Source organism: Chryseobacterium sp. GVT01B (assembly GCF_019970045.1).
GTDB lineage: Bacteria > Bacteroidota > Bacteroidia > Flavobacteriales > Weeksellaceae > Chryseobacterium.
This window is the reverse complement of sequence record NZ_JAHXYI010000006.1, coordinates 481142-505396: the sequence shown is the minus strand read 5'-3', so window position 1 is coordinate 505396 and position 24255 is coordinate 481142. Positions and strand designations below refer to the sequence as shown.

Annotated in this window: 24 protein-coding genes; 14 read left to right on the top strand and 10 right to left on the bottom strand. The window is 35.6% G+C overall.

Going from position 1 to position 24255, the window contains the following annotated elements; translation table 11 throughout:
- From LC457_RS17190 to LC457_RS17175, 4 genes are all read left to right on the top strand, one after another.
- Nucleotides 1-245: dicarboxylate/amino acid:cation symporter (locus LC457_RS17190; protein WP_223600983.1), on the top strand; the 245-nt coding region annotated here is incomplete at its 5' end.
- A 526-nt stretch (nucleotides 246-771) separates the two neighbouring features.
- Complete coding sequence (locus tag LC457_RS17185) at nucleotides 772-1794, top strand: hypothetical protein (protein WP_223600982.1); 1023 nt, start codon at nucleotides 772-774, stop codon at nucleotides 1792-1794.
- Nucleotides 1795-1957: 163 nt separating this feature from the next.
- Nucleotides 1958-2872, top strand: a complete 915-nt coding sequence (locus tag LC457_RS17180; protein WP_223600981.1) for a terpene synthase family protein — start codon at nucleotides 1958-1960, stop codon at nucleotides 2870-2872.
- A gap of 36 nt (nucleotides 2873-2908) precedes the next feature.
- A complete protein-coding gene (locus tag LC457_RS17175) occupies nucleotides 2909-3892 on the top strand; it encodes a hypothetical protein (protein WP_223600980.1) in 984 nt (327 codons plus the stop codon).
- A 212-nt stretch (nucleotides 3893-4104) separates the two neighbouring features.
- Here the strand turns inward: LC457_RS17175 and LC457_RS17170 are convergent, their stop codons facing one another.
- Nucleotides 4105-4590: a hypothetical protein gene (locus tag LC457_RS17170; protein ID WP_223600979.1), complete on the bottom strand. Its 486-nt coding sequence runs from the start codon at nucleotides 4588-4590 to the stop codon at nucleotides 4105-4107.
- 205 nt (nucleotides 4591-4795) lie between these two features.
- On the bottom strand, nucleotides 4796-4960 hold the full coding sequence (locus tag LC457_RS17165) for a hypothetical protein (protein WP_223600978.1): 165 nt from the start codon (nucleotides 4958-4960) through the stop codon (nucleotides 4796-4798).
- Between the two features lie 530 nt (nucleotides 4961-5490).
- Between LC457_RS17165 and LC457_RS17160 the strand changes: the two genes are divergently transcribed.
- Nucleotides 5491-7290: a hypothetical protein gene (locus tag LC457_RS17160; protein ID WP_223600977.1), complete on the top strand. Its 1800-nt coding sequence runs from the start codon at nucleotides 5491-5493 to the stop codon at nucleotides 7288-7290.
- A gap of 9 nt (nucleotides 7291-7299) precedes the next feature.
- Here LC457_RS17160 and LC457_RS17155 read toward each other — a convergent pair whose 3' ends face one another.
- Together LC457_RS17155 and LC457_RS17150 are read right to left on the bottom strand one after the other, a co-directional pair.
- Nucleotides 7300-8121 (bottom strand): anti-sigma factor domain-containing protein, encoded by an 822-nt coding sequence (locus LC457_RS17155; RefSeq protein WP_223600976.1) that lies wholly within the window; start codon nucleotides 8119-8121, stop codon nucleotides 7300-7302.
- 6 nt (nucleotides 8122-8127) lie between these two features.
- Nucleotides 8128-8697, bottom strand: coding sequence for an RNA polymerase sigma factor (locus LC457_RS17150; RefSeq protein WP_223600975.1), 570 nt, complete (start codon nucleotides 8695-8697; stop codon nucleotides 8128-8130).
- Nucleotides 8698-9074: 377 nt separating this feature from the next.
- On the opposite strand from LC457_RS17150, the gene LC457_RS17145 reads away from it, so the two are divergent.
- From LC457_RS17145 to LC457_RS17135, 3 genes are all read left to right on the top strand, one after another.
- Nucleotides 9075-9644 carry a fasciclin domain-containing protein gene (locus LC457_RS17145; protein WP_142718148.1) on the top strand — a complete coding sequence of 190 codons (570 nt, stop codon included), beginning with the start codon at nucleotides 9075-9077 and terminating at the stop codon, nucleotides 9642-9644.
- Nucleotides 9645-9720: 76 nt separating this feature from the next.
- A complete protein-coding gene (locus tag LC457_RS17140) occupies nucleotides 9721-10431 on the top strand; it encodes a ferritin-like domain-containing protein (protein ID WP_142718147.1) in 711 nt (236 codons plus the stop codon).
- 24 nt (nucleotides 10432-10455) lie between these two features.
- Nucleotides 10456-11271 (top strand): ferritin-like domain-containing protein, encoded by an 816-nt coding sequence (locus LC457_RS17135; RefSeq protein WP_223600974.1) that lies wholly within the window; start codon nucleotides 10456-10458, stop codon nucleotides 11269-11271.
- Nucleotides 11272-11774: 503 nt separating this feature from the next.
- Here the strand turns inward: LC457_RS17135 and LC457_RS17130 are convergent.
- Nucleotides 11775-12296, bottom strand: coding sequence for a TlpA disulfide reductase family protein (locus tag LC457_RS17130; protein WP_223600973.1), 522 nt, complete (start codon nucleotides 12294-12296; stop codon nucleotides 11775-11777).
- A gap of 263 nt (nucleotides 12297-12559) precedes the next feature.
- Between LC457_RS17130 and LC457_RS17125 the strand changes: the two genes are divergently transcribed.
- Both LC457_RS17125 and LC457_RS17120 read left to right on the top strand, forming a co-directional pair.
- Nucleotides 12560-14083, top strand: coding sequence for a catalase (locus LC457_RS17125; protein WP_223600972.1), 1524 nt, complete (start codon nucleotides 12560-12562; stop codon nucleotides 14081-14083).
- A gap of 5 nt (nucleotides 14084-14088) precedes the next feature.
- A complete protein-coding gene (locus tag LC457_RS17120) occupies nucleotides 14089-14610 on the top strand; it encodes an ankyrin repeat domain-containing protein (RefSeq protein ID WP_223600971.1) in 522 nt (173 codons plus the stop codon).
- Nucleotides 14611-14712: 102 nt separating this feature from the next.
- Here LC457_RS17120 and LC457_RS17115 read toward each other — a convergent pair whose 3' ends face one another.
- Entirely contained in the window at nucleotides 14713-15351 is a 639-nt protein-coding gene (locus LC457_RS17115) for a response regulator transcription factor (protein WP_223600970.1), read from the bottom strand.
- Nucleotides 15344-18295, bottom strand: coding sequence for a two-component regulator propeller domain-containing protein (locus LC457_RS17110; protein WP_223600969.1), 2952 nt, complete (start codon nucleotides 18293-18295; stop codon nucleotides 15344-15346). Before LC457_RS17110 ends, LC457_RS17115 begins: the two co-directional genes overlap by 8 nt.
- A 398-nt stretch (nucleotides 18296-18693) precedes the next feature.
- Here LC457_RS17110 and LC457_RS17105 point away from each other — a divergent pair, with 398 nt between their 5' ends.
- The 4 genes from LC457_RS17105 to LC457_RS17090 all read left to right on the top strand — a co-directional run bounded on the left by LC457_RS17105 (nucleotide 18694) and on the right by LC457_RS17090 (nucleotide 20928).
- On the top strand, nucleotides 18694-19581 hold the full coding sequence (locus LC457_RS17105; RefSeq protein WP_223600968.1) for a hypothetical protein: 888 nt from the start codon (nucleotides 18694-18696) through the stop codon (nucleotides 19579-19581).
- Between the two features lie 115 nt (nucleotides 19582-19696).
- A complete protein-coding gene (locus tag LC457_RS17100) occupies nucleotides 19697-20167 on the top strand; it encodes a hypothetical protein (RefSeq protein ID WP_223600967.1) in 471 nt (156 codons plus the stop codon).
- 33 nt (nucleotides 20168-20200) lie between these two features.
- A complete protein-coding gene (locus LC457_RS17095) occupies nucleotides 20201-20620 on the top strand; it encodes a transposase (RefSeq protein WP_223600966.1) in 420 nt (139 codons plus the stop codon).
- On the top strand, nucleotides 20596-20928 hold the full coding sequence (locus LC457_RS17090) for a helix-turn-helix domain-containing protein (RefSeq protein ID WP_223600965.1): 333 nt from the start codon (nucleotides 20596-20598) through the stop codon (nucleotides 20926-20928). Before LC457_RS17095 ends, LC457_RS17090 begins: the two co-directional genes overlap by 25 nt.
- Nucleotides 20929-21354: 426 nt before the next feature.
- Here LC457_RS17090 and LC457_RS17085 read toward each other — a convergent pair whose 3' ends face one another.
- The 3 genes from LC457_RS17085 to LC457_RS17075 form a co-directional block, all read right to left on the bottom strand.
- Entirely contained in the window at nucleotides 21355-21813 is a 459-nt protein-coding gene (locus tag LC457_RS17085; protein WP_223600964.1) for an organic hydroperoxide resistance protein, read from the bottom strand.
- Between the two features lie 46 nt (nucleotides 21814-21859).
- On the bottom strand, nucleotides 21860-23158 hold the full coding sequence (locus tag LC457_RS17080; protein WP_223600963.1) for an epoxide hydrolase family protein: 1299 nt from the start codon (nucleotides 23156-23158) through the stop codon (nucleotides 21860-21862).
- A gap of 262 nt (nucleotides 23159-23420) precedes the next feature.
- Nucleotides 23421-24227, bottom strand: a complete 807-nt coding sequence (locus tag LC457_RS17075) for an SDR family NAD(P)-dependent oxidoreductase (protein ID WP_223600962.1) — start codon at nucleotides 24225-24227, stop codon at nucleotides 23421-23423.
- Nucleotides 24228-24255 lie beyond the last annotated feature (28 nt).

The window sequence follows — 24255 nt, the reverse complement described above, 5'->3', positions numbered from 1 at the left end:
CCATGCTATTGGTATTAATGCTTACTTCAAAAGGAATTGCCGGTGTTCCGAGAGCTTCTTTGGTAATTATTGTAGCAACGTGTTCCATGTTTGGTATTCCGCCGGAAGGAATTGCTTTGATCTTACCGATTGACCATTTCTGTGATATGGGAAGAAGTATGACCAATGTGTTAGGAAATGCTCTGGCAACTTCTGCAGTTTCCAAATGGGAAGGACAGCTTGGAAAATCATCAGAAATTGTATAATCATCAAAACAATATAGTCTCTTTTCAGAGAACTATATTGTTTATAATATATGAAGAAAAGTTATTTTACGATAATTTTCTTAGGCCCATTTTTAGTGATAGAATTCTGTAAAAAAGTTAAAATGCTGAAAGATTAAGAAATATAATACAATTTGATTGATAGCTGCTATATAATAGTTTTCACTGTAAAAGTTAATCAGTAATTTTAATAATGTAGGTAAAATAACTAAATAACTTTTGTTTTTTAAATGTTAAGTTGCTGATAATCTGTGGTGTAAATTTGAATTATTGTTGAAGATTAGCTGTATATTGTTGATTTTCAAATAGTTAAATTTTATTAAATCATATGGCAAAATTCCATATGATTTAATAAAATTAATTTGTACATTTATTTCATTGTTCATGAATGTATCTTATTGGTATTTAGTGTGATATGTTTTTAAAATATGACTGCTTTTTTTATAAAGTACCATTATTTAAATAAACTATTGTGCTGTAAAAGGTAAAACCATTAAAACATATAATCATGAGTAATGAAAATTTTAACCCTCTTGAACTGCTTCGTACAAAGTTCAGGTATCCGTTCCCAACCTTAAAAAATCCCCATGCAGATCAATTGCAGGACATCACCGAAAATCAATGGATTGATGGTGAATATATGTGGCTGTATCAGAATAATCCTGATCTGCGTAAAAAGTACAAGAAAACCAAAACGGCCCACATTGCTGCCCAATGGTTTCCTACTGCTTCTGCCGAACGTTTCCGGCCTATCTGCAGGCTGATGCTCTGGACTCTTTACAATGATGATCTGTATGAAGAAAGTAAACCTGATGATATTGATGAGGTACATGCTCAATCCATTGCTATATTGAATGGTGAAATTTCTGTTTCTCAGTCTACAATACCTTTGGCCTCTATGCTTTTCTCATTAAGACAGGAATTGCTTCAGTTTATTCCGAAAGAATCGATGCATCGTTTCACACAGATGATCAGCAGGTATTTTAGCGGGCTTAAAAAAGAACAGGAATACAAAGAGAATAAGATCTTTCCTACAACGGCAGAATGCATTGTCTTAAGGGAAGATTCAATCTGTCTGTATCCTTTCCTGCAGCTCACTGAGGTTGAGACCGGTATTACCCTGCCGCCGGAAATTCATGATCATCCGGTGATCCGCCGTCTCCAGGCACTTGCCTGTCATTTGGTAACTTTTTTCAATGAAGTTCAATCTGTCGTAAAAGATGAAGCTACGGGAAGTATCTATTATAATATTGTAAAGGTAATTCAGAATGAACGCAGGGTTTCGTTAGAGGAAGCCTGTCTGGAAGATCTGCGCCTCCATAATGAAGATCTTAAGGAATTTGTAGCTCTGCAGGCCTCACTTCCTGACTTTGGTATATGGCACGAGGATGTGGTCAATTGGGTACACTATATGAGTATGGTATTGAGCGGCTGGAAAAATATATCCACTAAGCTTGACCGCTATAACAAAACAGAATTTCCAAGTGTTTCCGAATTAAAAGAAACATTGGGACACAACCAATTTCAATAAAATTGAACAAGTACTATGGCATTTCAGTAAACAGATGATGTTTATTTAAGTACAATAATTTTAAAATACAGATAAAATGACACCAGAACAATTTAATAGTGCAGATTACTTACCACGGGGATGCTACCCATGGCCCGATCTTATAAATCCACATGCTGAACAAATGGGGAAAGATATGGATGGCTGGATTGATAATGATTATACTTTCCTGACAGAAAAACAACGGAAAATTTATAAAAAAATGGAACTTCATATGTGTACAGCACGTATGTGGCCGCATTTGACCTATGAGCAGGCCATTCCATGCAATAGATTCATGCTTCAATATGTTGCTCTCGATGACCAGGTGGAGCATTCGTCACTTGAAGAAATTCAGGAGTTAAGGATTCGTTGTACAGATATTCTCAGAGGCGCTCAGGCTATGCCGGAGGAAAATGCTCTCTATCATCATATGGCCATGATCCGGGATGAGTTTCGTGCTTTCATGCCAGATCTGTGGTTTGATCGGTTCGTGTACTATTTTTATCAATCTTTCAGATACGGAATCGAATTAGAGTATCCATATAAAATAGCCCACCGTCCACCATCACTCAATCTTTACAAAACCATTAGAGAATATTCTGTTCTCATGCGTCCTTATCTGATCTTTGGTGAGATTGAATCAGGTCTTGTTCTGCCGGAGCATATCTTTGAGCATATCGTAGTGCAAAAGATGATTTCCCATATGACTCTGGTCGTTGCGTGGCAAAATGACCTTCACTCCCTGCCAAAAGAGATGGCGAAGGGGACAGAAGTTTTTAATCTGGTTTTTGTATTGCAGCAGGAGTATCATCTTTCTTTGGAAGATGCCTGTGCAGAGGCTTTACGTATTCATAATGAAGAGCTGGCCAGTTTGAATGGTTTACATGAAGAGTATCGGGAATTCGGTGAATATCAGGAATACGTCGACAAATTTGTTTATTATGCCGGTGTTGGGCTTCAGGGAGTTAACACTTTTTATCTGGAAACAAACAGATATAAGCATGGAGGAGTTGGTTTTGCCTGGCCTGAAGATCATGCTGCAAATAAAAGTCTGTAAATAAGATTAATTTAAAATAACTTTTAAATTTTAAAGATGAAACAACAAGACGTTCCGGTTTTACAATATCCCTGGCCCTATGAAATAGGTCCGTTTTCACAATCTTTTTATGAAGAACAGAATAATTGGATTGATACGGATTACCAATTTATGTCTGAAGCTACAAGAACTAAATACAAGAAGCATGGTCTTGTAGAGGCTGCGTCATATATGTTTCCGGCGGCTAGCACCAAAGATCAGATCCGGCCTATAGCAAGATTTATGGTTTGGCTGACTCTATTGGATGATTATTACGAATTGTGCCCGGTTGATCGATTTGCAGATATCAGAGACCATATTATGGATATCATGATGGGAGAACAACCTAAAGCAGATGACATCGGACTGGTAAAGCAGGTGGCTTTAAGCAGGCAGGAATTTATTCCTTACGTAAATGATGATTGGTTGGCACGCTGGACTAAAAACTTTTATAATTATACTACTTATGGACTTATGGAAGAAACACCCTACAAGTTAAAAAAAGAATTTCCAAGTCTTAGTAACCTTCTGCTTATCCGTGAGTATTCGATTTCTATGTACCCCTATGGAGATCCGGTAGAGCCTTCTATTAATTATATTGTTCCTGGATATATTTCTGAACATCCTATTATAAAAAGGTTAAAAATGTTAATGTGCAGAATAATAGCCATTCAGAATGATTTTGCTTCCATAGAAAAGGAGATGGGGATTGATACAGAAATTCTGAATATTATATTGGTTATCAGGAACCAGCATAAAGTTTCATTGGAAGAAGCTATTGCTGAAGCAATGCATATCCATGATTCATATGTTCAGGAATTTGTTGAACTTCAGAATAATTTACCTGATTTCGGTCTTCAGCAAAAGAATGTTGTACGGTTTATACATAATATGGCACTCATGATCTCAGGATTGGGAACATGGTATCATAAAGGCAATTCCACCAGATACAAAATTCCCGGCGAATTTCCTAAGCCTGAATACGGGATAACTGTGCATTAACCTTAATGGAATCACAGATAGCATCAATTCTGCTCACCTGTATTCAATAACAGTTTGAACTTTACTTCTGTAATCTTTCTTAGAGTAGAGGTTGTCTCCAACATTTGATAGGGGACAACCTCTTTTTGTTCATATAACCTTTGTATTCTAATTTAAATCTGAAGATTTTGTAGAGTGTAAACAAAAGTTAAATAATTCGTGATAATTCCGGTTTATTTCTTTGCAGTTAAGGATAGATTATCCATATAAACAGCCTGATGTACTCCATTCAGTAAAACTTTCAGTCCCAGATGTGAGTCTTTTTTCAAAGAAATGGTATATGTTTTTTTCTCTCCTGTTATCTTTGAAGGTTTAGTGATTGAAACATAAGATTTTGCATCAGAAGGGCTGTTTACGGAGAAAAGCTCTAATGTTGTTTCTCCTCCGTTATCCGAAAGATCAAGAGAAAGGGTATAGGTTCCGGCTTTTATTTCCGGAGTTACCAGATACATATTTTCTCCTGGGTTGCTCATTGAATAAAAAACAATTCTTTTATCACTCGCATACAGCATGGCTTTCCCTGGCTGAGCAGTCCAACATTTATTGATATCTTTCCAGGTGTCAAAATTTTCTGCAAGGGTCGATACCGGTTTACACTGTGCACTTACAGTTAGAAATCCTCCAATAACAGCTATTCCCGAGAATATAACTTTTCTCATATCTTATTTTTATTTATAATTAGTAAAAATAACAAAAAAAATCGTATTGAAATCTTTTTGTTTTCATGATTTAAGTTAGCTCTTTTAAGTTTCATACGGCTGAATGTGCTTTTCAGTCAGCTTTTCATTGTGACCAATAGTATCTGCTTGGGAGTTGTGTTCTAAGAATTATCTCACAAAATAAGCCTTCCAATTACAGAAAAGCTTATCCGATTTCAAGTAAGATGCAATTATAAACAAGACTCAGAATAGGATTAAATATAATCATATACTTATACTTATATGTGAGATCATATTGAACCTTTTGTAAAGGTGTTGAAAACTGTCCTGTAAGATTATTTTCAGCACCTCTATTGATTCTTTTTTTCATTTTCTTTTTTCAGATCACGTTTTGTAGGAAAAAATCATCAAAAATAATAAGAGCTAAGTGAATTTTTGAATGAGGAACGATTCAATGGCAAGTATAAAATCAATTTTTTTTTGATTTCTTCAGCCATAAGGGATTGCCAAATGCATTAACATCGGAATCGACATCTAAATACTCTGATCTTTTACAATGCTTGCATTCTCTTTCAGTATTGCTAGTGTATTTCCATTGGTGGATATTTAAAAAGCAAAGTATTTTTTTCATCATATATTTTCTGCAAACAAAATCAATTTATCCATGTGATAATTACGGGATTCCGTAATCAGACAAAAAAATAGAAAAACAAGACCGTTGAAAATGTAGACTTACTACAGAGGTATTAAAAAGCGGTAGTGTATTTTAAAAAAAATCTGTTTAGATCCTTGTATTCGGAAAGATCTTTCATTATTATATCTAAAAATGTTTTTTCTTTATATTGTAAGCTTATTGGCGTATAAATTGATACAACAAACTGAACTGAATTTTGATGACTAATGACTAGACTCGCTGTAACTCTGATTTTCTTTTTAACTGGTTTTTTCTTTCTACATGCACAGGAGAAGAAAGACTCGCTGTATTACAAAATAGAAGAATTTTCGGATAAGAGAAAGGTTACCAAATTCATTCACCGCTTTATATTTCGTAGAGAGCCGGATTCTACTTCTGTGAAGTCCAGAACAGAAAAACTGTCGCAGGAGGCTTATAATAAAAAGTACATCAGAAAAATCAGGATCGAAACCATTGATCCTTTTGGATACGGCTCTAAAGATACTAAAGAAAAGGCCAGATGGTATGATTGGGTAGCAGATCATCTTCATGCCAATACAAGAAACTCTACGGTTAATAATTATTTACTTTTTGAAGAAGGGGAAGAATATAATGCCCAGAAACTTTATGAATCTGAGCGTTTACTTAGAGCAATGCCATTTGTCAACAGGGTGAATATCAGTGTTTCCGATAGTACTTCCAGTAAAGATTCTATTGATGTTGTGGTAAAAGTTCTGGATTCCTGGAGCCTGAAGCCGAGAATCAGCTATTCCGGAAGTAAAATCGGTTTAGGAGCTACTGAGGAAAATGTATTGGGATTAGGCCACACTCTTGATTTCCTTTACAGAAACGATTCCAAAGAAAAGCAGGATTATCTTTTGGGAAGTTATACAACCTATAACCTTTTAGGGACATATATCAATGCCCAGCTTCTTGGGGAAAGGGATTTTTCAAAAAATGAAAGAATTAATTTCAGCTTAAGAAGAGACTTTTTCTCGCCTTTAACGAGATGGGCGGGTGGTTTTACATTTGAATATTTTAAGCGGAAGGTTTTACTTCCTACAGAAACTGATACTGCATTTCCGGAAGTTCAGATCAAAGTGTACAGTCAGGATTTATGGGGTGGTTATCAGATTCCCGTTTCATCTGATCCCAACGAAAAAGTATCCAGCAATATTGCAATAATAGGAAGATTTCAGAATTATCAGTATAAAGACAGTCCGGGAATAGACCAGTATAAATATTTTAGTTCGTACAACAGTTTTCTCATGTCTGTGGGGTTTATCCACAGAAACTTTTCGGTTCAGAGAAATATCTTTCAATATGACTTGCCTGAAGATGTTGCGTATGGTAATTCTGTGAACATTATTGCAGGAGGTTTATCAAGAAATAAAGAAGTGAACCCTTATGTAGGAATCTCTGCTTCTTATGGTACTTTTACAAAGTTGGGATACTTTACTGTAAAAGGGCAGTTTGGACGTTTTTTTAATGAAGACAACCAAAATCGCGAGTCTTTCCGCGTGGATGGAACATACTTTACGAATCTTATGGATTGGAAATTTGCCAAAGCAAGACATTTTTTTTCTCCGACGATTGCCTTAGGAAATCCACAGCATAACTATTCTTATAAAGACAGGATCAATCTTTCTTCCACAGATGAATTTCCTGTTTATAATTCGGATTATATCGGGACTAAAAAACTGGTTTTAAGGTATCAGCTTCAACTGTTCATTAATAAAACGTGGAAGAATTTCCATTTTAGTCCTTACTTAACCACTGCAGTGGGGTGGTTGGGAATGCCTGATGATAAGCTATTGAAAACAAAAGCAAATACAAAAATTGGTATTGGGGTATTGATTAATAATCCGTACCTGGTTTTCAACAGAATCCAGATTTCTTTCATGTATTATCCACGGGTTCCGTTTGATAATAACTCGGTTTTTGATTTTAACAGCAATAGAAATAATCTGTTACCAATGAATAATTTTGCAACAGATGTTCCTCATTTTGTGAACTTTGGGAATTGATGAAGTATTTTAAATTTCACCCATCACAAACATATTCTCCATGGTAGGCACTTTACTTCCGCCTTCTTTTTCAAGGGTAATGGCAAAAGCTTGAGCATTGGAAATGTTGGACAGTGCAATTCTGCTGTCTTTATCTTCAGTATACATTCCTGCGCTTACAGGTTGCCCGTCTTCGATGGCCCAAAGCTGATATTGCATTCCTGCAGGAGCTTTAGGAAGTTTTTCGGCATTCAGATAGACTTCTTTTGTTTTCTTATCCCAAAAAACCATTGCTTTGGAATCCGGATGTTTTTCAACTCCCTTAAGCATGACCATCTGCATATCAGGATTGGAGAACATGCCAATCTTGCGGTCCATTTTTTCCATTGCCTGATCCTGGGCTTGCTTTTCTGCAGCCAGTAAAGCCATTTCCTTTTTATCAGACGATTGGCTATTCATCCAGAATAAATTGCCCGCAACACTGATCAGGAATAATACGGAAGCCGCTATTGCATACGTTTTCCATTGTGTATTTTCCTTAATAATTACTCTTTCTGTAGCTTCTCTGTGATCTTTTGTTTCAGGAACATTTGTAGAAACAGACGGAATTACCTCTTCAACAGTCTGTTCCTGCTGAATTTTATTCCAGATCTTAGATTTCAAATCGCTTGGAGGTGTTACAGCCTGAGCGGTAGCAAGATGTTCTAAAGTCTTTTGCGCTTCTTCAAAAGCTGCTTTTACTTCAGCATTATTCTTCATCACACACTCCAAAATCCCCGCTTCCTCAGGAGAAGCATGGCCAAGAATATAAGATTCTATAATTCCGGATGATATGTATTCTTTTGTGTTCAATTTATTTTATTGATAATCTTTTAGCAAATCTCTTAATTTCATCAGTGCATTACGCATTTTCGTTTTCACGGTTCCCAGCGGTATCTTCAGCTTTTCGGAAATTTCATGCTGGGTATATCCCTGATAGTAAGCAAGATCAATGAGTTCCTGCTTGTCCGTTTCCAGCCCTTCAAGCACATTGGTAAATCCAATATAATCAGAGGAATTATTAACCGTTGAAAGTTCTGTAGTATTATATACGAAATCCGGAAGTGGTTGGTTTTTAAGCTCATTCTGGAATCCTTTGGATTTTAAATAATCAATAGCCGTATTCCTTGCAATATTGATGATCCAGGTGTAAAACCTCCCTTTGGAAGCGTCGTACTGATGGATAGAGTTCCATATTTTAACAAAAACATCCTGAATCACTTCTTCAGTGTATTCTTTAGACTGAACAATTCGGAGAATGATTCCGTACAGCGCACCGGAATAGTGGTCATACAGATAATGAAAACCGGTTTCGTTTTTTTCTTTTAATAAAACGATAAGTTCCTCTTCCGAATAGGTTGTTTTAATAGCTTTTATTTTTCTGTTCAAATGTAACAAAATAAAACATATAGTCAATAAAATACAATCTATCTTTTATTTCGTACATGATTTTTAAGAAATCACTAAAAAATATTCAATATGAAAGTCTTGTTTCAAGCGCTGTACTTGTCTTTAGTATTGCTTTGCTCACTCATTTCTAGAAAAGGAAAGAGCTGTTTTTTTAATTGAAAATTCTTATCGTCTGAAAATCTATAAGAAACCGATTTGAAATAAGTTTTATATGTTTAATTTATTCTGAACGAAAAATAATTAACTGTAAATCAGTTAATTAAAAATAATTTCATTTTTTTTCAATCTAAAATAAAACCAGCCTCGTAAATGACATTAAACACACAATTATTTATAATTAATTAAAAAATAACGCAATGAACACACAATCGAAAATCACAGTTTTAGCAATGGTTGCTTTATCATTTGCTTTTAGCGGGAAGGTAACGGCACAAATGATGAAAGAAAAAACAGTAATGGTAGGAGGAGCTGCCATGTATCCATCCAAAAATATTATTGAAAACGCAGTCAACTCCAAAGATCACAAAACCCTGGTTGCCGCAGTGAAAGCTGCTGGCCTGGTAGAAACATTACAGGGAGCAGGACCTTTTACTGTATTGGCACCCACAGATGCTGCTTTTGCAAAACTTCCGAAAGGAACAGTGGAAAATCTTGTAAAACCTGAAAACAAAGCTACGCTTACCAGCATTTTGACTTACCATGTTTTGCCGGGAAAATACAGTGCAAAAGAAATCTGGGCTGCTGTAAAAGCCGGTAACGGAAAAAGCATGATGAAAACGGTGCAGGGAGAAGACCTTACTTTCTGGACTAAAGGAAAAGACCTTTACATAAAAGATGCAAAAGGAAACAGTGCTAAAGTGACTATTGCAGACGTGAACCAGTCTAATGGGGTAATTCATGTAATAGATACGGTTTTAATGCCATAACAATTTATAAGATTTCAGACAGCATATTTCAGTATGCTGTTTTTCTTCTTTTATCCTAACACTAAAAAATAATAGTATGAAAAAGACAATTCAGGTTTCTAATCAGGGTGCTACCCTTGATACCAGTAGAAGAAACTTTTTAAAATTAAGTGGAGTAGGATTAGCCATCGCAGGTCTTACTATAATTGGCTGTGATGACAATGATGATTTTCAGATCATGGAGGAATCTAAATATGATTTGGGAACAGGTGATGTAGGAGTATTAAATTACGCCTACGCACTCGAACAGCTGGAAGCTGACTTCTATACCAAAGTGGTAAACAATTTCTATACGGGAATTTCCAGTATTGAAAAACAAGTTTTTACAGACCTCTACCATCATGAAGTCATTCACAGGGATTTCTTTAAAGCAGCCATCAGCGGTGCTACAGACCATGTGCTTCCCAAACTGGAGTTTCAGTATCCGAATGTGAATTTTAATGACCGTAATTCAGTTTTAGCTACAGCAAAAGCACTGGAAGACACTGGTGTGGCAGCTTATAATGGAGCCGGAAAATATATTTCCAATCCTGCTTATCTGGTCATTGCCGGTAAAATAGTTTCGGTGGAAGCCAGACATGCTTCTGCCATCAGAAATCTGATCAATCCGGGATCTGCTGATTTTTCGGGAGATGATGTGATAGATGCGAATGGGCTTGATCTTGCAAAAGAGCCTAAAGATATCGTAATGGCTGCCGGAGCTTTTATCAAAACACCTTTTACCTGGAAGGAAAGAGGCATTAATTAATCATTCACCTTTAAAAATTACATTATGAATATTCTTAGATTACTGGATAAGCTTTCTTATGATAAATTTTTCACAACGGAAGCATCAAGACTGGAAACCATCACGAATATGTCATTATTCGGGAAAAAGGCAGCTACTGCAGCTGTACCGCTTGGATTGGGAACTTTAATGGCTACTTCTGCCAAAGCGGAAACTACGAAAACGAATTTAACAGGCTATGCTTTAAAAAGTACCCTGACCGATGCCTTACAATTGGCATTGGTTCTGGAATATCTTGAAAATGAATATTACAGCATAGGACTATCCACACCAGGATTGATTCCCACCGGAGACAGAACTGTTTTTATGCAGATCTCAAAACATGAATCAGCACACGTCAGTTTTCTGAAAAGTACACTGACTTCTCTGGGAACAACACCTGGAAGTAAACCAACCTTTGACTTTACAGCCAGCGGAAATTTTTCACCTTTTACAGATTATAGCCAGTTTCTTATTCTTGCCCAGGCTTTTGAAGATACGGGAGTAAGAGCTTATAAAGGGCAGGCGGGAAATGTAATGTCCAATAAAGTGGTGCTTCAGGCAGCATTACAGATTCACTCTGTTGAAGCCAGACATGCTTCACAGGTAAGAAGAATGAGAGCCAATAAAGGGTGGATTGAGCTTGCAGACGGAGGAAGTATGCCATCCGCAACCAATCCTGTGTATGCCGGAGAAGACAATGTAAACCAGGCAGGTTATAATACAGGAACTTTATTTGGAGCGGCAGCCGGTTCTGCGGCTTATGATGAAATATTAAGTGGCAGCGATGCACAAACTATTGCTTCCCTGTTCATAGTTTAGTTGTGATTTGGATGATGATAAAGTGGTGTCCATTTCCGGAATTTTCCGGAAATGGATTTTTTTATATTCTATCGAATTGAAAATAAGTGTTTTAATGTAAGAAATTGGTTTTCCTTAATAAGATCTTTGAAGTACTGATGGAACAAAGTTGGGCAGGTATTGGTTTAAATAAAAAATCCCCAGTAAGTCCTGGGGATAAAAACTAATAACCATGAAACTCAAATTAATGAGATAATCAAGCCGCAAATGTATTGAAAAAAGATTCAAAGTCCCATTATTTTGAATTATTTTTTTCTGTTTTTTTAAAAAAAATTATGAAAAGTCTCAATGTTTGCCGACCGGAAGCATCTCAAAAAAATAAGATATTTTTAATTGTAGATAAATCTTAAAAAAAGATAAGCTGTACGCCTATCTTATATAACCGCTGTTTAACATCCGTAATCCTCAGGTTTCCAGCGGTGAGTTAATATGAAATGTTATATTTTTAGATTAAATGATGGGTTTTATCGTAGTCCTTTCAATTGAGTGGTAAACTCCGTGTAGTCTATACTGCCTACATTTTTATCAATTACTTTTCCGTCTTTTATGACAAAAGTTAATGGGATGGCACTATATCCCAACAGACCATTTCCACCTAAAAAGGTTTTGATGGCATCCATATATTCCATATTCTGATGGGTAATATCATTTATTGTATTCTTAGCGAGAAAAGTTTTTAATTTTTCAGGGTCCTCATCAATAGATAAAAAAACAAACTTTATGTTTGGATTCTCTTTACTTATTTTTTTGAAAGTAGGAATTTCCTGGATACAGGGTTTACACCATGTGGCCCAAACATTCACCACAACGATTCCGCCTTTATTCAGATATTCTTTTTGAAAAGGGCTGTCTTCAATCTTTCCGGAGAATTTTGTTTTAAGATGATTGACTATAGGAGGATCAACAGTACTTATTTTGATGAATTTTAATCCCAGAAAAATAACTGTTGCCGGAATAATTATAATTAGTATTATTTTTTTTATCATTTGTTTTTTTGCAAAACTAGGTAATTATTTAATCTGATAAATAATCAAAGTTGTAGATATTAAACTACAGGAACAGCAAATTAAATTGTCACAGATCAGATTTGATTATCATTTTATAAGTCTTATTTTTTTTATAATAAAGTAGATTAAATCTATTGAATTTATTTAATTCGATAGATTTTGTAAATTTTTAGAATTGAATTTATTGAGAAGGATTCAGGACATCAACGGTCTATATTTGCCCCACAATAAATAAGAAAATTATGAAAAAAAATGTGCTTTTAGCCGGGATTCTTATCACGTCTACACTGTATTCTCAACAACTGACAACTAATACGGGAAGTCCTGTAGGGGATAACCAAAATTCTAAAACGGTAGGAAATAACGGACCGGTTTTACTGGAAGATATTCATTTAATTGAGAAATTGGCAGCTTTCGACAGAGAAAGAATTCCTGAAAGAGTAGTACATGCGAGAGGGGCCGGAGCCATTGGTGAATTTGTTGCAGATGCTGATTTTTCAGAGGTTACCATGGCTGATTTTTTATCAAAAGCGGGAAAGAAAACGCCCGTATTAGTTAGATTTTCAACTGTAGTACATCAGCAGGGATCTCCCGAAACCTTCAGAGATCCGAGAGGGTTTGCGGTTAAATTTTATACTGATCAGGGAAATTATGATTTAGTGGGTAATAATCTACCAGTATTCTTCATCAGGGATGCCATGAAATTTCCTGATATGGTTCACGCTTTTAAACCCTCTCCGGTTACCAATAATGCTTCTGATAATAACAGAGTTTTTGATTTTATGGCTAATATTCCGGAAGCTACACACATGTTGACCTGGTTATTTTCAGATTATGGAATTCCTGCCAACTACAGGGAAATGCAGGGAAATGGAGTACATGCCTTCAAATGGGTCAATGCCAAAGGAGAAGTAACGTATGTGAAGTATAAATGGGTTCCTCAGCAAGGTGAAAAAAATCTTAGCCAGGAAGAAGCCAATAAAATTCAATCTACACAGATAGAACATGCTACGAGAGATTTGTACAATGCTATTCAGAATAAAAACTTTCCGAAATGGGATTTGTACGTACAGATGCTGAAGAAAGAGGACTTTGAAAAGCTTGATTTCAATCCGGTAGATGTGACCAAAATTTGGCCGGAATCTATTGCAAAATCGGTAAAAGCAGGAACTATGACTCTTAATCAGAATCCGACGAACTATTTTCAGCAGGTAGAGCAGGCTGCTTTTTCTCCCGGAACTCTTGTGCCTGGAATTGAGCCGTCAGAAGATAAACTGCTACAGGGAAGACTGTTCTCTTATTTTGATACGCAGAGACACAGGATCGGAGGGAACTTCCAGCAATTGCCAGTTAATGCATCAAAGAATGAAGTCATGACTTATAATCAAAACGGGTACATGTCTGTGAGACCTCAAAGTGGTGAAGTCAATTACCAGCCTTCAGCAGGTAAACCGGAAGTGACCGATAACAAAAAATTCAAATATTCTCAGGCTGTTTTTCCTGCAGGTACATCATCTGTACAGGCGAAAATAGATAAGGAAAATAACTTTAAACAGGCCGGAGAACTGTACAGGTCTTTTTCTAAAAAGGATCAGGATAACCTGATTAAAAACCTTGGAGATGCTTTGAACAGCGTTACCAATAAAAAAGTAGTGGCTAAAATGATCTCTTACTTTTATCAGGCAGATTCAGAATATGGAAAACGTTTAGCACAATATGTTAAAATGGACCGCCAGCAGCTGGAATCTTTATTATCTTCAAAATAAGAATAATGAAATATTTTATTTCCGCTTTCATTCTGTTTTTTACGATTGACAGAATGAGTGCACAAGACATCTTTTCGTATGCAAAGACAGGTAATGCAGAAGCCTTGTCTCAATTTAAAAAAGATATTGATTCTAAAAACACAGAAGGCTATACTCCCTTAATTTTAGCCGTATATCATAATCATTACAAAACTGCCCAATGGCTGCTTGAAAACGGAGCTAAGCCTGATCTGCAGGATAAAAGTGGTAATACAGCATTAATGGGTGCTGCTTTTAAAGGATACAAAGAAATGGTTTCATTACTCATTTCCTTTAAAGCGGATATAAATGCCATAAATTACAATGATGCAACAGCCCTGATCTATGCCACAGTTTTTGGCAGAGCAGAAATTCTGAAAATGCTCTTAGAAAAAGGAGCTGATAAGAATATAAAGGATAACAGAGGAAACACCGCCCTGCAGCATGCTCTGATGCAGAATAATGAAGAAGCTGTAAAATTGCTTCAAAGACAGTCAGTAATCAGATAATACAATTGATCTGCTGATTAAAAATAAAAATGCCTAATATCAATCTGATATTGGGCATTTTGTTTGGGTATTACATCTTAGTGTTTATTAAAATACGAGTGATTATTTGTATTTGTGTGCCTTATTTTTATCTCCTAACCGTACAAGATCTACTGTGTTTTTGATGCTCAGTTTTTTGTAGACCCTTGCTTTGTAGGTGCTTACTGTTGAAAGGTGCAGGTTCAGTTCATTCGAGATCTCAATATTACCGTATCCTTTTATTAATAAATCAAATATTTCCTTTTCTCTTTCGGATAAAGCTTCTATAGGGTTGACAGGAGTGTCTTTTTTAGCGGAAGAGACCAGCTTTTTAACAATGTCCGGGGAATAATAAGTTCCGGTTTCAAAAATGTTTTCTACGGCTTCCAGGATATTGTTTTCATCACATAATTTATTAATGTAGCCGTCAGCCCCTTCAATGATATACTGTACTGCAATATCATTGTCATACACTGAGAACACAAGAATCTTAAGATCCGGCTGTATTTTTTTTACTTCACCAATCATGCTCAGATATTTACTCTCCGGCATATTGATATCCAGGATCAATAAGTCGAATTTCTCAATGAGTAACTGATCTGTCAAATCTGTATAAGATTCCGCGTAAGAAATCTTCACATCTTTGTAGTGGGATTCCAAAATAAGGGTGGTTCCCAATCTCACCACAAAATGATCATCCGCAATAATAATTTTTCTATCCATATTTTTGTTTTTTTATTTTAATTGATACTATTGTTCCATGTGGAGTATTGTTTTTAAAGTCTATTTTACCGTTGATCATCATGAGTAATTGAAGAATAAGATGCAGCCCCAGACTGTACTTTTGTAAAATGAGTTTTTCATTTTCAATATTATTCTGAAGCTTTTCATAATACTTCATCTGTTCCATACTCATTCCTTTTCCTGTATCTCTTACTTCCAGAAAAAAGATGCTGTCATCTTCAATGGTGGACAGTTCTATGGTTCCGTTTGTTGTGTTTTTTATCGCATTATCTATTAAATTATGAATAATTACCGCTACTACATTCTGATTGATCTGGGAGTAAGTAGGGTTTTTAACATGATTAATGATTTTCGTATTTTGTTCTCTGGCAGCTCCTTCAAAAAGAGTTTTTTTGGATTCAATAACTTCGTAAATATTATAAGTTTCCTTTTTTTCGGAAATGTTATAAATCTCGGCGTATTCTTTCAGGGTTTTTACAAAGTTGTAGAACTCTATAGAAGATTTATAAAAGCTTTCAAAATGCTTTTTTTGTATATAATGATCGTGCTCATCTGTTTCATACAATTTCTTTGCCGCAATAGACAGATATTTGATAGGAGTGATAATGTCATGGCTTATCGTCTCCAGTAATTTTTTCTGCTGAACACTTTCTTTTCGGAGCTGTTCCTTTGTATACTCCAGTTTTGAAACAGTTTTTAATAATTTCTGCGTTCTTATTTCAATGATTTTTTCCAGTTCTCTTTTTTTCAGTTCCTGTCTTCTTATCCGTAGTTTGACTAGCTTTAATAAGATGAGTGATACAATTAAAATGATGAAAAACTTAAAAAGTAATGTTTGATAGAACAGATATTTTACATCAATATTTAATGTTTTGTAAATGTATTTTCCTTTTGGAGAGGCTAATACTCTTACGATAAGCTGATATTTTCCGGGCTCCAGATTGGTGATGTAGTATTTCCCGTCGCTGCTTACTTTTTCCCATTTCTCATTTTTAGAGCCTTTCAGTTTGGCTTCAATTACAAGGTTTACCCGGTTGGCATAATAAGGTACATCTACCAGGATTAAAGCTTTATAAAAATTGTTTTCCAGATTGATGGTATTCTCTTTTATACTGCTTTTCGAATCATAAAATACCACACGTTCTATAAAGAAATTCTTCGGATAATAACTTCTGATCTTGTTAGGATTAAAAAATACCAGTCCTTTTATAGAAGGCAGCACAAAGCTTCCATTTTGAAGCACTGCCGCACTTGGAGAACACCCTCCGTTGAACTCATTCGTATTGAATCCGTCTTCTTTACTGTACCTGTAATAATATACAGGAGATTTTTTATCTCTGGAATAATTCAGAAGATTGTTTTTCAGCACCTGGAACAGTCCGTTGTTGGTGCTGATCCAGAAAAATCCTTTTTTATCTTCCAGAATCGTATGCGAAAATAAAAGGTAGCCGTCCTTGTCGTCAGGCATTCTGATTAATTCTTTGTTTTTGTAAAGGAAAAAACCGTTTCCCTGGGTCATAATCCAAAAGTTACCATCATGGGTTTTTACAATTTCCCTTACATTCAACGGTTTTGAAGATATTTTTTTAGGTGTAAAATAGGGTGCTTCTATGGAATATAAGGCATCTCTGGTCCCTATAAGCCATTTATTCCGACCATATTCCTGCACAGAGGTTACAATATTGAAGACGGAAAATTGCAAAAAAGACTTTTTGAAGCTGGCATCCTTATAAAAAACCAGTTGAGATCTTAGCGAAGGCTGATGAAATACTACCACATAATAATCTTTGATATTCCAAACGTAAGAAACTGTTTTCCCGAAATTCAGCTGTTCTTTTTTCGAATAATCGATGTCTCTGAGATAGCGCAGCAAAGACTGATCTTTTTGAACAATGATGTTTTTTTTGTTATCACACAATAAAAAATATCTGCTGGTGGTGTTGAAATGATATTGTTTTAGCAATCCGTTTTCGTTATAAACGTCTCCTGATGAGGTGATTACTTTATCCTTTCCGAAAGGCAGCGGGGAATAAAAAATATTATCATGAGATCTGTCGGATTTGTTGACAACATGGAAGTTGTTGAATTTAATGACATTCAGACCGTCAGATAAGGTTCCCAGATAGAGCTTATTATTGTTCTCATCGTGGTAAATGGAAGATAAAGAGTTTTTATTCAGGTCATAAGTTGCAATTTTTTTTACATTGATCTCATTGTGATCATACAGTACTTTATATAAAACGTGATTATGAATGATGAAGGACTGATTGTTGATCTGGCTCCAGTATATTTTCGCTTTCCCCTGAAAAAATACATCAGGGGCATCCAGATAAGTTACTTTTCCGGAGAATATTTTAATGATCTTTTTTAACTTCCTGGAGGTGATAAAAATGTTTTGTCCAAAACAGAATGTATCCAGTATATAGTTCTGATGCAGTCCTTTGATGGGGGCTATGTTTTGGTGTTTATACTGAATAGTCCCATCGTTGGCAAGGTGATAGTAGTTGTTTTTGTCAAAATAAATAAAATATTTTAAATGTTCTACCTCTTCTGATAAACTGTTTTTAAAAAAAATGGAATGTGATCTGCTTTCACTCAATACCTTTCGGATGCAGCTGGTCTGTTTCTGTAAAACATTTACATTTCTTTTGGAGAGTAAAATGGTATTCTCATTGTATGCCGTTAGATTATAAATAGAGTCTTTTTCCGCATGTCCAAAAAAGATGGTGAACCTGTTATTTTTAAGATTAAGATGATTAAAGGTTACAAAATTATATCCGTCATAACGCACAAGTCCGTTTTCTGTACTCAGCCAGATAAATCCATATTTGTCTTTGGTAATATCCTTCACACTATTCTGCGGAAGTCCGTTGTCTGTATCATACCATACAGAAGCTATCTCCTGACTATAACAGAGTTGCACACAGAATAATAGAAAAAATATATGGGTTTTGCAGGACATCATTATGGGTAGGAAATTATGTTTGTGTTTTTAATAGAAATAGTGAATTATTATTATAAAGTTATGAAAAATTAATGGCCAGCAAAAGTATACAATGTCATTTTTAAACTACACAGTATTAAATTTAAAATTACAATCATGGCTATCTATTTTTACAATAATTATTTTACCAGCCGTACAGGTTATCTGATCTTTGTCCCAACAATTTATTACCTGATTTAACAATGAATGTTAAATATGTTCCCACGTATTTTAAGTGAAATTTCAAGGTGGTTTATACAGGGGAGACTTAGATCTCCTCTGTTAAAATTCAGGTAGTCAATAAGCAAATGAATGTCAGAAAAAATAAACCAAAGGTTATGAAAAATAGAAAAATTACATCCTTAGCAGTGGTAATGCTTGGACTATCCATTACCGTATCCGGACAAGCCGGAAATGTAGGAATCAATACGACTTCTCCTACAAAAACATTAGATATCAATGGAGAATTGCGTACCCGTACACTACCTATAATTCCCGGAGGAACTCCTGTGGTTGCAGATGCAGATGGGAATATAGGAATATTTAAGCCCGTCAATCCCAACGATTTTATTGTATATAATTTGGATAGTAATATCAGACAGAATGATTCCAGGAATGTAGCTTTGACTTCGATAAGAAATAATGCTCAAAACGGAGGTTCTCCTCAGATTGACGCCAGTAATTGCTGGGTAGTTCCCAATTCTACAATTGGGTTGAAATTTCCTGCAAGCTCTATACGAAGAGGTACTGTATCCTGGGGATTATGGTTTGAGATGAATTACGCTGATTTAGGTCCGTTTTCTCAAACTTCCATTGAAGGTGGAACAGGAAAGATTAAAGTTCCTGTATTGTTCAATAGCAGAGCATACGCAAGACTTTATAAAAAAACAGGACCTGGAGTTAACGATTGGACGGAACAAAATACCGTAACTGTGGTAATGCAGACATCGCAGATTTCACCGTATTTCTTTGACGCAGCAAATTTAGACAGCTCAGGTAATCCATATGCTACAGGAGGTGCTACCAATGCCAATTACAGGTATTTTCTTTATGCCAATTACAGTGTAGGTGATGGAACAGGGATTAGTATTGATCCGGATTCTGAATACAAAGTAGAATTACTATACGGAATTGAAAACTTATCTTCCCGTGCTAACATTACCGATACTGCTTTTTTACAAAACTGGGGAGTACAGTCTACAGGATATAGTTTTTACAAGAATTAAATTTTTAATTACATTTTAGAATGAGCGGAGTAGAAATATTCCGCCATTTGAATTCAAACCATTTTTTATAGAAAACAATATATTAACATAGCAATCTTCACAATTTGAGAGTTCAATGAAAATAAACAATAAGAAAAAAGTAATTCATCATATGATTTTTCAGCTGATTCTGATTGTGTTACTCTTGGGAGTAATTTTTACACTTAGATTCCTTAATTATCATTTACTTTCAATATTGTTTGTTTTTATTACTCTTTTGGTATTGCTATATGGGAAGCTTAAAAACAGATTTATCTTTGAATATGAAAATTCCGGAGAGATCCTTTCCATAAAAAGTTATCAATGGCTTTCAGGATGTAAAAAACCTCGTTTTGAAATGCCGCACAGAAAAATCTTAAATATTGAAATCAAGGAAGGCATTTTAAAAAAATATCTGGTTATTCTGTTCTCAGGTTCTTCGGAAAAGGTTTTAAGAATGGACATTGATATTACCTTTTGCAATGAAAATCAGGTGAATTTACTTTTCAAAGATATTACGAAAAATATGACTATGAAAGACCATGAGTTTATTTCCGACAGGAGATAATGGTGTTTTGAGCAGTAAATAAATTAATATAGGATGGAAAATTTGAAAGATATTCATATCGGAGATCTGCTGTATAAAAGAGTAAAGGAAGAAGAAGTAGAAATAAGCAGAATCTGTAAGTTTCTACAGAAAACAGAAAAGGAAATTACAGAGATGTATTCTCAAAAGTCTGTAGGTGCAGATATACTTTTAAAGTGGTGTAAACTGCTTGAATATGACTTTTTCCGGCTGTACTCTAATCATTTGATTTTATATGCTCCCGCTTCAAGCCCCAATAAAAAAGAGAAACAGTCCCAGCTGCCTCAATTCAGGAAAAATTTATATACCAAAGAGATTATAGATTTTATGCTGGAACTCCTGGAGAATAAGCAGATGACGACTTTAGAAATTATGACTCAATACAGAATTCCAAAATCAACGCTCAATAAATGGATAAGCAAATACAGATCATAAATATCGGCCCTAATTATAAACAGATTTATCATGATTTTATAGAAGCAAAATGTCCTGATAAAAGAAAATTTGTCAAAGGGTTTTTATCCAAAGACAGTCTATCTGTATCCGATGTACTGAAAATTAATAATATTATTTTTTTTGATGGATCATCCGAAAGCCAGAAATTTAAATCCTATGATAAACAGGCTATTTTCGAAATCCTTGACTATCAAAAAGCACACAGATTAAATAACACCCAACTGGCCAGTCACTTTAAGCTGAGCCGAAATACGGTGACCAAATGGAAACGTACATTTTTAATATAATTTAATATAAAGAGAAGAACACATTCCCACTAAAGCAATGTTGTTTATATTTTGTTTTTTTCTAAGTTTTAGAGTATATCTGATTGCAGATATGCTCTTTTTTATGGTAATATTGAGTAGTATTTTATCTACAATAGCTGAGATTTCTTTTTACATAATAAGCTTAGAATATTTACAAAATCTGTTTTGTCTTTTTTCTTAATTATCAGACCTTTGGAGACACACTAAAGATTAAAATTAAATCCCTGATTGCATTTAATTACTATCGGTTCTAAAGACTAAGGATGAAATATCTGGAGAGATCGCTTTCTTTCTAGGTATTTCATTTGTGTTTTGAATATTTTCTTTTTCATTAAAAATAAAAACCTTCCTTACCAAAAGGCAAGGAAGATCTTTAATCAAAACGTTATAAGAACATTCTGATAACTACACCACAACATCTATCTTCACATTGATATTTCCACGGGTTGCTTTGGAGTAGGGGCATGTTGCATGTGCTGTTTCTACAACTTTTCTGGCTTCATCTACGGGGAGATCCGGTAAAATGATCTGTAAATGAGCCTGTAGGAAAAATCCGTCTTCATTGGTCGCCAGATCTATTGAGGCATTGACAGACAGGTCCGAAGGAAGAGTAACTCCCATTTTGGCAGCGCCCAGATGCATCGCTCCGATAAAACATGCCGACCATCCTGCTGCTAATAACTGTTCCGGATTCGTTCCGTTTCCTTTGGCACCGGGAGACGTCAACTCAATGTTCAGTTTTCCGTCACTGCTTTTAGCTTCTCCGTTACGTCCTCCGGTTACTACAACGTTACCGGAATACAACACTTTATTAATGTTTACTACTGTTGTATTTTCTACTTCCTGAATGGTATTTAATTCCATATTTTTATTATTTAGATTGAACAATATTTGTTGATTTGATCCGTTATTAAAGTTTTTTTCTTAGATCTTTGAAAGCTGCTCTAAGTTCTTCCGTAAAGACCTGTGGCTGCTCCCAGGCGGCAAAATGTCCTCCTTTTGGAGCTTTATGATAATAATATAAGGTAGGGTAGGCACGTTTTGACCAGCTTGCCGGAGCCTGATAAATCTCGTGAGGAAATACAGAGATCGCTACAGGAACTTTAATATCTTTTGTTTTCTGTGCATCAGCGCTGAAGTTATTTTTATTGTTTTCCCAATAGAAACGCGAAGAGGATGCTCCTGTGTTGGTAAGCCAGTAAAGTGTAATATCATCCAATATTGCATCACGGCCGATTACATTTTCAGGATGCAGGTCACTTTCACTCCATTCAGCGATCTTCTCGTAAAGGAATGCTGCTAATGCAGTTGGAGAATCGGAAAGTAAATATCCTGTCGTCTGTGGACGTGTTACCATCATTCCTCCATACGCTGCATTTCTTCCAAAGAAAGTACTCATCGCATTATATGCCTGTGCTTCTGGAGCGGAAAGTCCGGAAGGAGCAGGATCACCTGCATTGATGGGTTTTACAAGTTCAGCAGGAATAGTAGCCGGCATGGTCAGATGAATACCCAAAAGACCAGAAGGAGCTTGTTTTGCCAAAGCATCAGATACTACAGAACCATGGTCTCCACCTTCAGAAACATATTTTTTGTAACCGAGTCTTTTCATCAGTACATCCCAGGCGCGGGCAACACGGTCCGGATTCCAGCCCAATTCAGTAGGGATTTCTGAAAAACCATACCCGGGAATCGCTGGAATAATCACATCAAAAGCATCACTTGCTTTTCCACCATACTTTACAGGATCGGTCAGAGGATCTATGGCATCAATAAATTCTAAAGGAGAACCCGGCCAGCCATGAGTAAGGATCACGGGCATTGCATTAGACTCTTTTGAACGAACATGAATAAACTGAATATCAAGACCATCAATATTTGTTACAAATTGCGGAAGGGCATTCAATTTATTTTCCACTTTTCGCCAGTCATAACCATTCCCCCAATAGGTGATCAATTCTTGTAACTGAGCGAGCTGAATTCCCTGAGAAGCATCTTTTACTGTCTCTTTATCAGGAAAACGCGTCTCTGAAATTCTTCTTTTGAGCTCATCCAGCTGAGATTGTGGAATATTGATGTGAAAAGGACGGATACTGGTGTCAGATTTTGACGAAGTCGTCTGGGGATTATTAGCTTGCGCTTTTAAAATTGAAGGAGTACTTAGAATAAAAGTTGCTGCTAACAGGATGGTTGAAATTGTTGTTTTCATTGCTTTATTGTTTTAATTTTAAATCTGTTTTTCTTTTTGATGGGACAAAATTAGGTGCTGAAAAGCGGGTGGTAAACGGGTAATGTGTTCAAACAGCCATATTTTGCAGCGAAATAGACATTATAGGAGGTGAACAGGAAAATGAGATATGGAACAGTAAATCTGAGTAAATTAACTGGGGTTTTCAATCCAAAAAAGGATAAAAAATAAGCTCCGTTCTTATAAAGACGGAGCTTATTTTATGATAGTATTGTTGTGAAAATTATCCGTGAGCTTCTACGGATACCTCATTCCATTCTTCCCACACTTTTAGTCGTTGTTCATAATTCTGTTTTACAAAAGGAAGAGCTACTTTTCCAAGTAATAAACGCAATGGAGGATTTTCAGTTTCCGCTAATTTGATAAGTGCCGGTGCTGTAGCTTCTACACTTCCGAAAGAGGTTTCAGCTTCAGAAAAAGCTTTTTTAAGACCATCATAAACAGGATTGCTTTGAGTATTAATTCCTGTATGCCAGATATTGGAAGCATAGCCATTAGGTTCTACCAAAGTAACATGAATTCCGAATTCTTTCACTTCCGTAGCTAACGTTTCACTTAACCCTTCTAATGCAAATTTAGACGCATTGTATAGTCCCATCGTTGGTAAAGTGGCTAATCCCAGAATAGAAGAGACCTGAATAATATGACCACTTTTCTGATCTCTCATGATAGGAAGTACTGCCTGTGTTAGCCACAGAGTTCCAAAGAAATTCGTTTCAAATTGTGCTCTGGCTTCCTGCTCATTCGTTTCTTCAATAGCTCCCGTTAATGCATATCCTGCATTATTGATCAGGATATCAATGCTTCCAAAGTGCTGTTGTACTTTCTGAGCTACAGCCAAAGATTCTTCCCGCTTGTCTACATCTAAGGTTAAAGGCAATACAGAATCGCCATACTTTTCTTTTAAATCATTAAGTGTTTCAACGTTTCTGGCTGTTGCTGCCACGTTATATCCTTTTGCTAAAAATGCTTCTGCCCATGCTTTTCCGAAACCTTTTGATGCTCCTGTAATTAAAACTGTTTTTGACATTGTTTTGTTTTTTAATTAATTGTTATGA

Excerpts from the sequence above, each read along its gene's own strand:
- LC457_RS17105 (WP_223600968.1), top strand. The coding sequence starts at position 18,694 with ATGAAAAATAGAAAAATTACATCCTTAGCAGTGGTAATGCTTGGACTA.
- LC457_RS17095 (WP_223600966.1), top strand. The coding sequence starts at position 20,201 with ATGGAAAATTTGAAAGATATTCATATCGGAGATCTGCTGTATAAAAGA.
- LC457_RS17160 (WP_223600977.1), top strand. The coding sequence starts at position 5,491 with ATGACTAGACTCGCTGTAACTCTGATTTTCTTTTTAACTGGTTTTTTC.
- LC457_RS17115 (WP_223600970.1), bottom strand. The coding sequence starts at position 15,351 with ATGGATAGAAAAATTATTATTGCGGATGATCATTTTGTGGTGAGATTG.
- LC457_RS17140 (WP_142718147.1), top strand. The coding sequence starts at position 9,721 with ATGAAAAAGACAATTCAGGTTTCTAATCAGGGTGCTACCCTTGATACC.
- LC457_RS17170 (WP_223600979.1), bottom strand. The coding sequence starts at position 4,590 with ATGAGAAAAGTTATATTCTCGGGAATAGCTGTTATTGGAGGATTTCTA.
- LC457_RS17185 (WP_223600982.1), top strand. The coding sequence starts at position 772 with ATGAGTAATGAAAATTTTAACCCTCTTGAACTGCTTCGTACAAAGTTC.
- LC457_RS17175 (WP_223600980.1), top strand. The coding sequence starts at position 2,909 with ATGAAACAACAAGACGTTCCGGTTTTACAATATCCCTGGCCCTATGAA.
- LC457_RS17130 (WP_223600973.1), bottom strand. The coding sequence starts at position 12,296 with ATGATAAAAAAAATAATACTAATTATAATTATTCCGGCAACAGTTATT.
- LC457_RS17165 (WP_223600978.1), bottom strand. The coding sequence starts at position 4,960 with ATGAAAAAAAGAATCAATAGAGGTGCTGAAAATAATCTTACAGGACAG.
- LC457_RS17135 (WP_223600974.1), top strand. The coding sequence starts at position 10,456 with ATGAATATTCTTAGATTACTGGATAAGCTTTCTTATGATAAATTTTTC.
- LC457_RS17075 (WP_223600962.1), bottom strand. The coding sequence starts at position 24,227 with ATGTCAAAAACAGTTTTAATTACAGGAGCATCAAAAGGTTTCGGAAAA.
- LC457_RS17125 (WP_223600972.1), top strand. The coding sequence starts at position 12,560 with ATGAAAAAAAATGTGCTTTTAGCCGGGATTCTTATCACGTCTACACTG.
- LC457_RS17080 (WP_223600963.1), bottom strand. The coding sequence starts at position 23,158 with ATGAAAACAACAATTTCAACCATCCTGTTAGCAGCAACTTTTATTCTA.
- LC457_RS17145 (WP_142718148.1), top strand. The coding sequence starts at position 9,075 with ATGAACACACAATCGAAAATCACAGTTTTAGCAATGGTTGCTTTATCA.
- LC457_RS17090 (WP_223600965.1), top strand. The coding sequence starts at position 20,596 with ATGGATAAGCAAATACAGATCATAAATATCGGCCCTAATTATAAACAG.
- LC457_RS17120 (WP_223600971.1), top strand. The coding sequence starts at position 14,089 with ATGAAATATTTTATTTCCGCTTTCATTCTGTTTTTTACGATTGACAGA.
- LC457_RS17180 (WP_223600981.1), top strand. The coding sequence starts at position 1,958 with ATGGGGAAAGATATGGATGGCTGGATTGATAATGATTATACTTTCCTG.
- LC457_RS17085 (WP_223600964.1), bottom strand. The coding sequence starts at position 21,813 with ATGGAATTAAATACCATTCAGGAAGTAGAAAATACAACAGTAGTAAAC.
- LC457_RS17100 (WP_223600967.1), top strand. The coding sequence starts at position 19,697 with ATGAAAATAAACAATAAGAAAAAAGTAATTCATCATATGATTTTTCAG.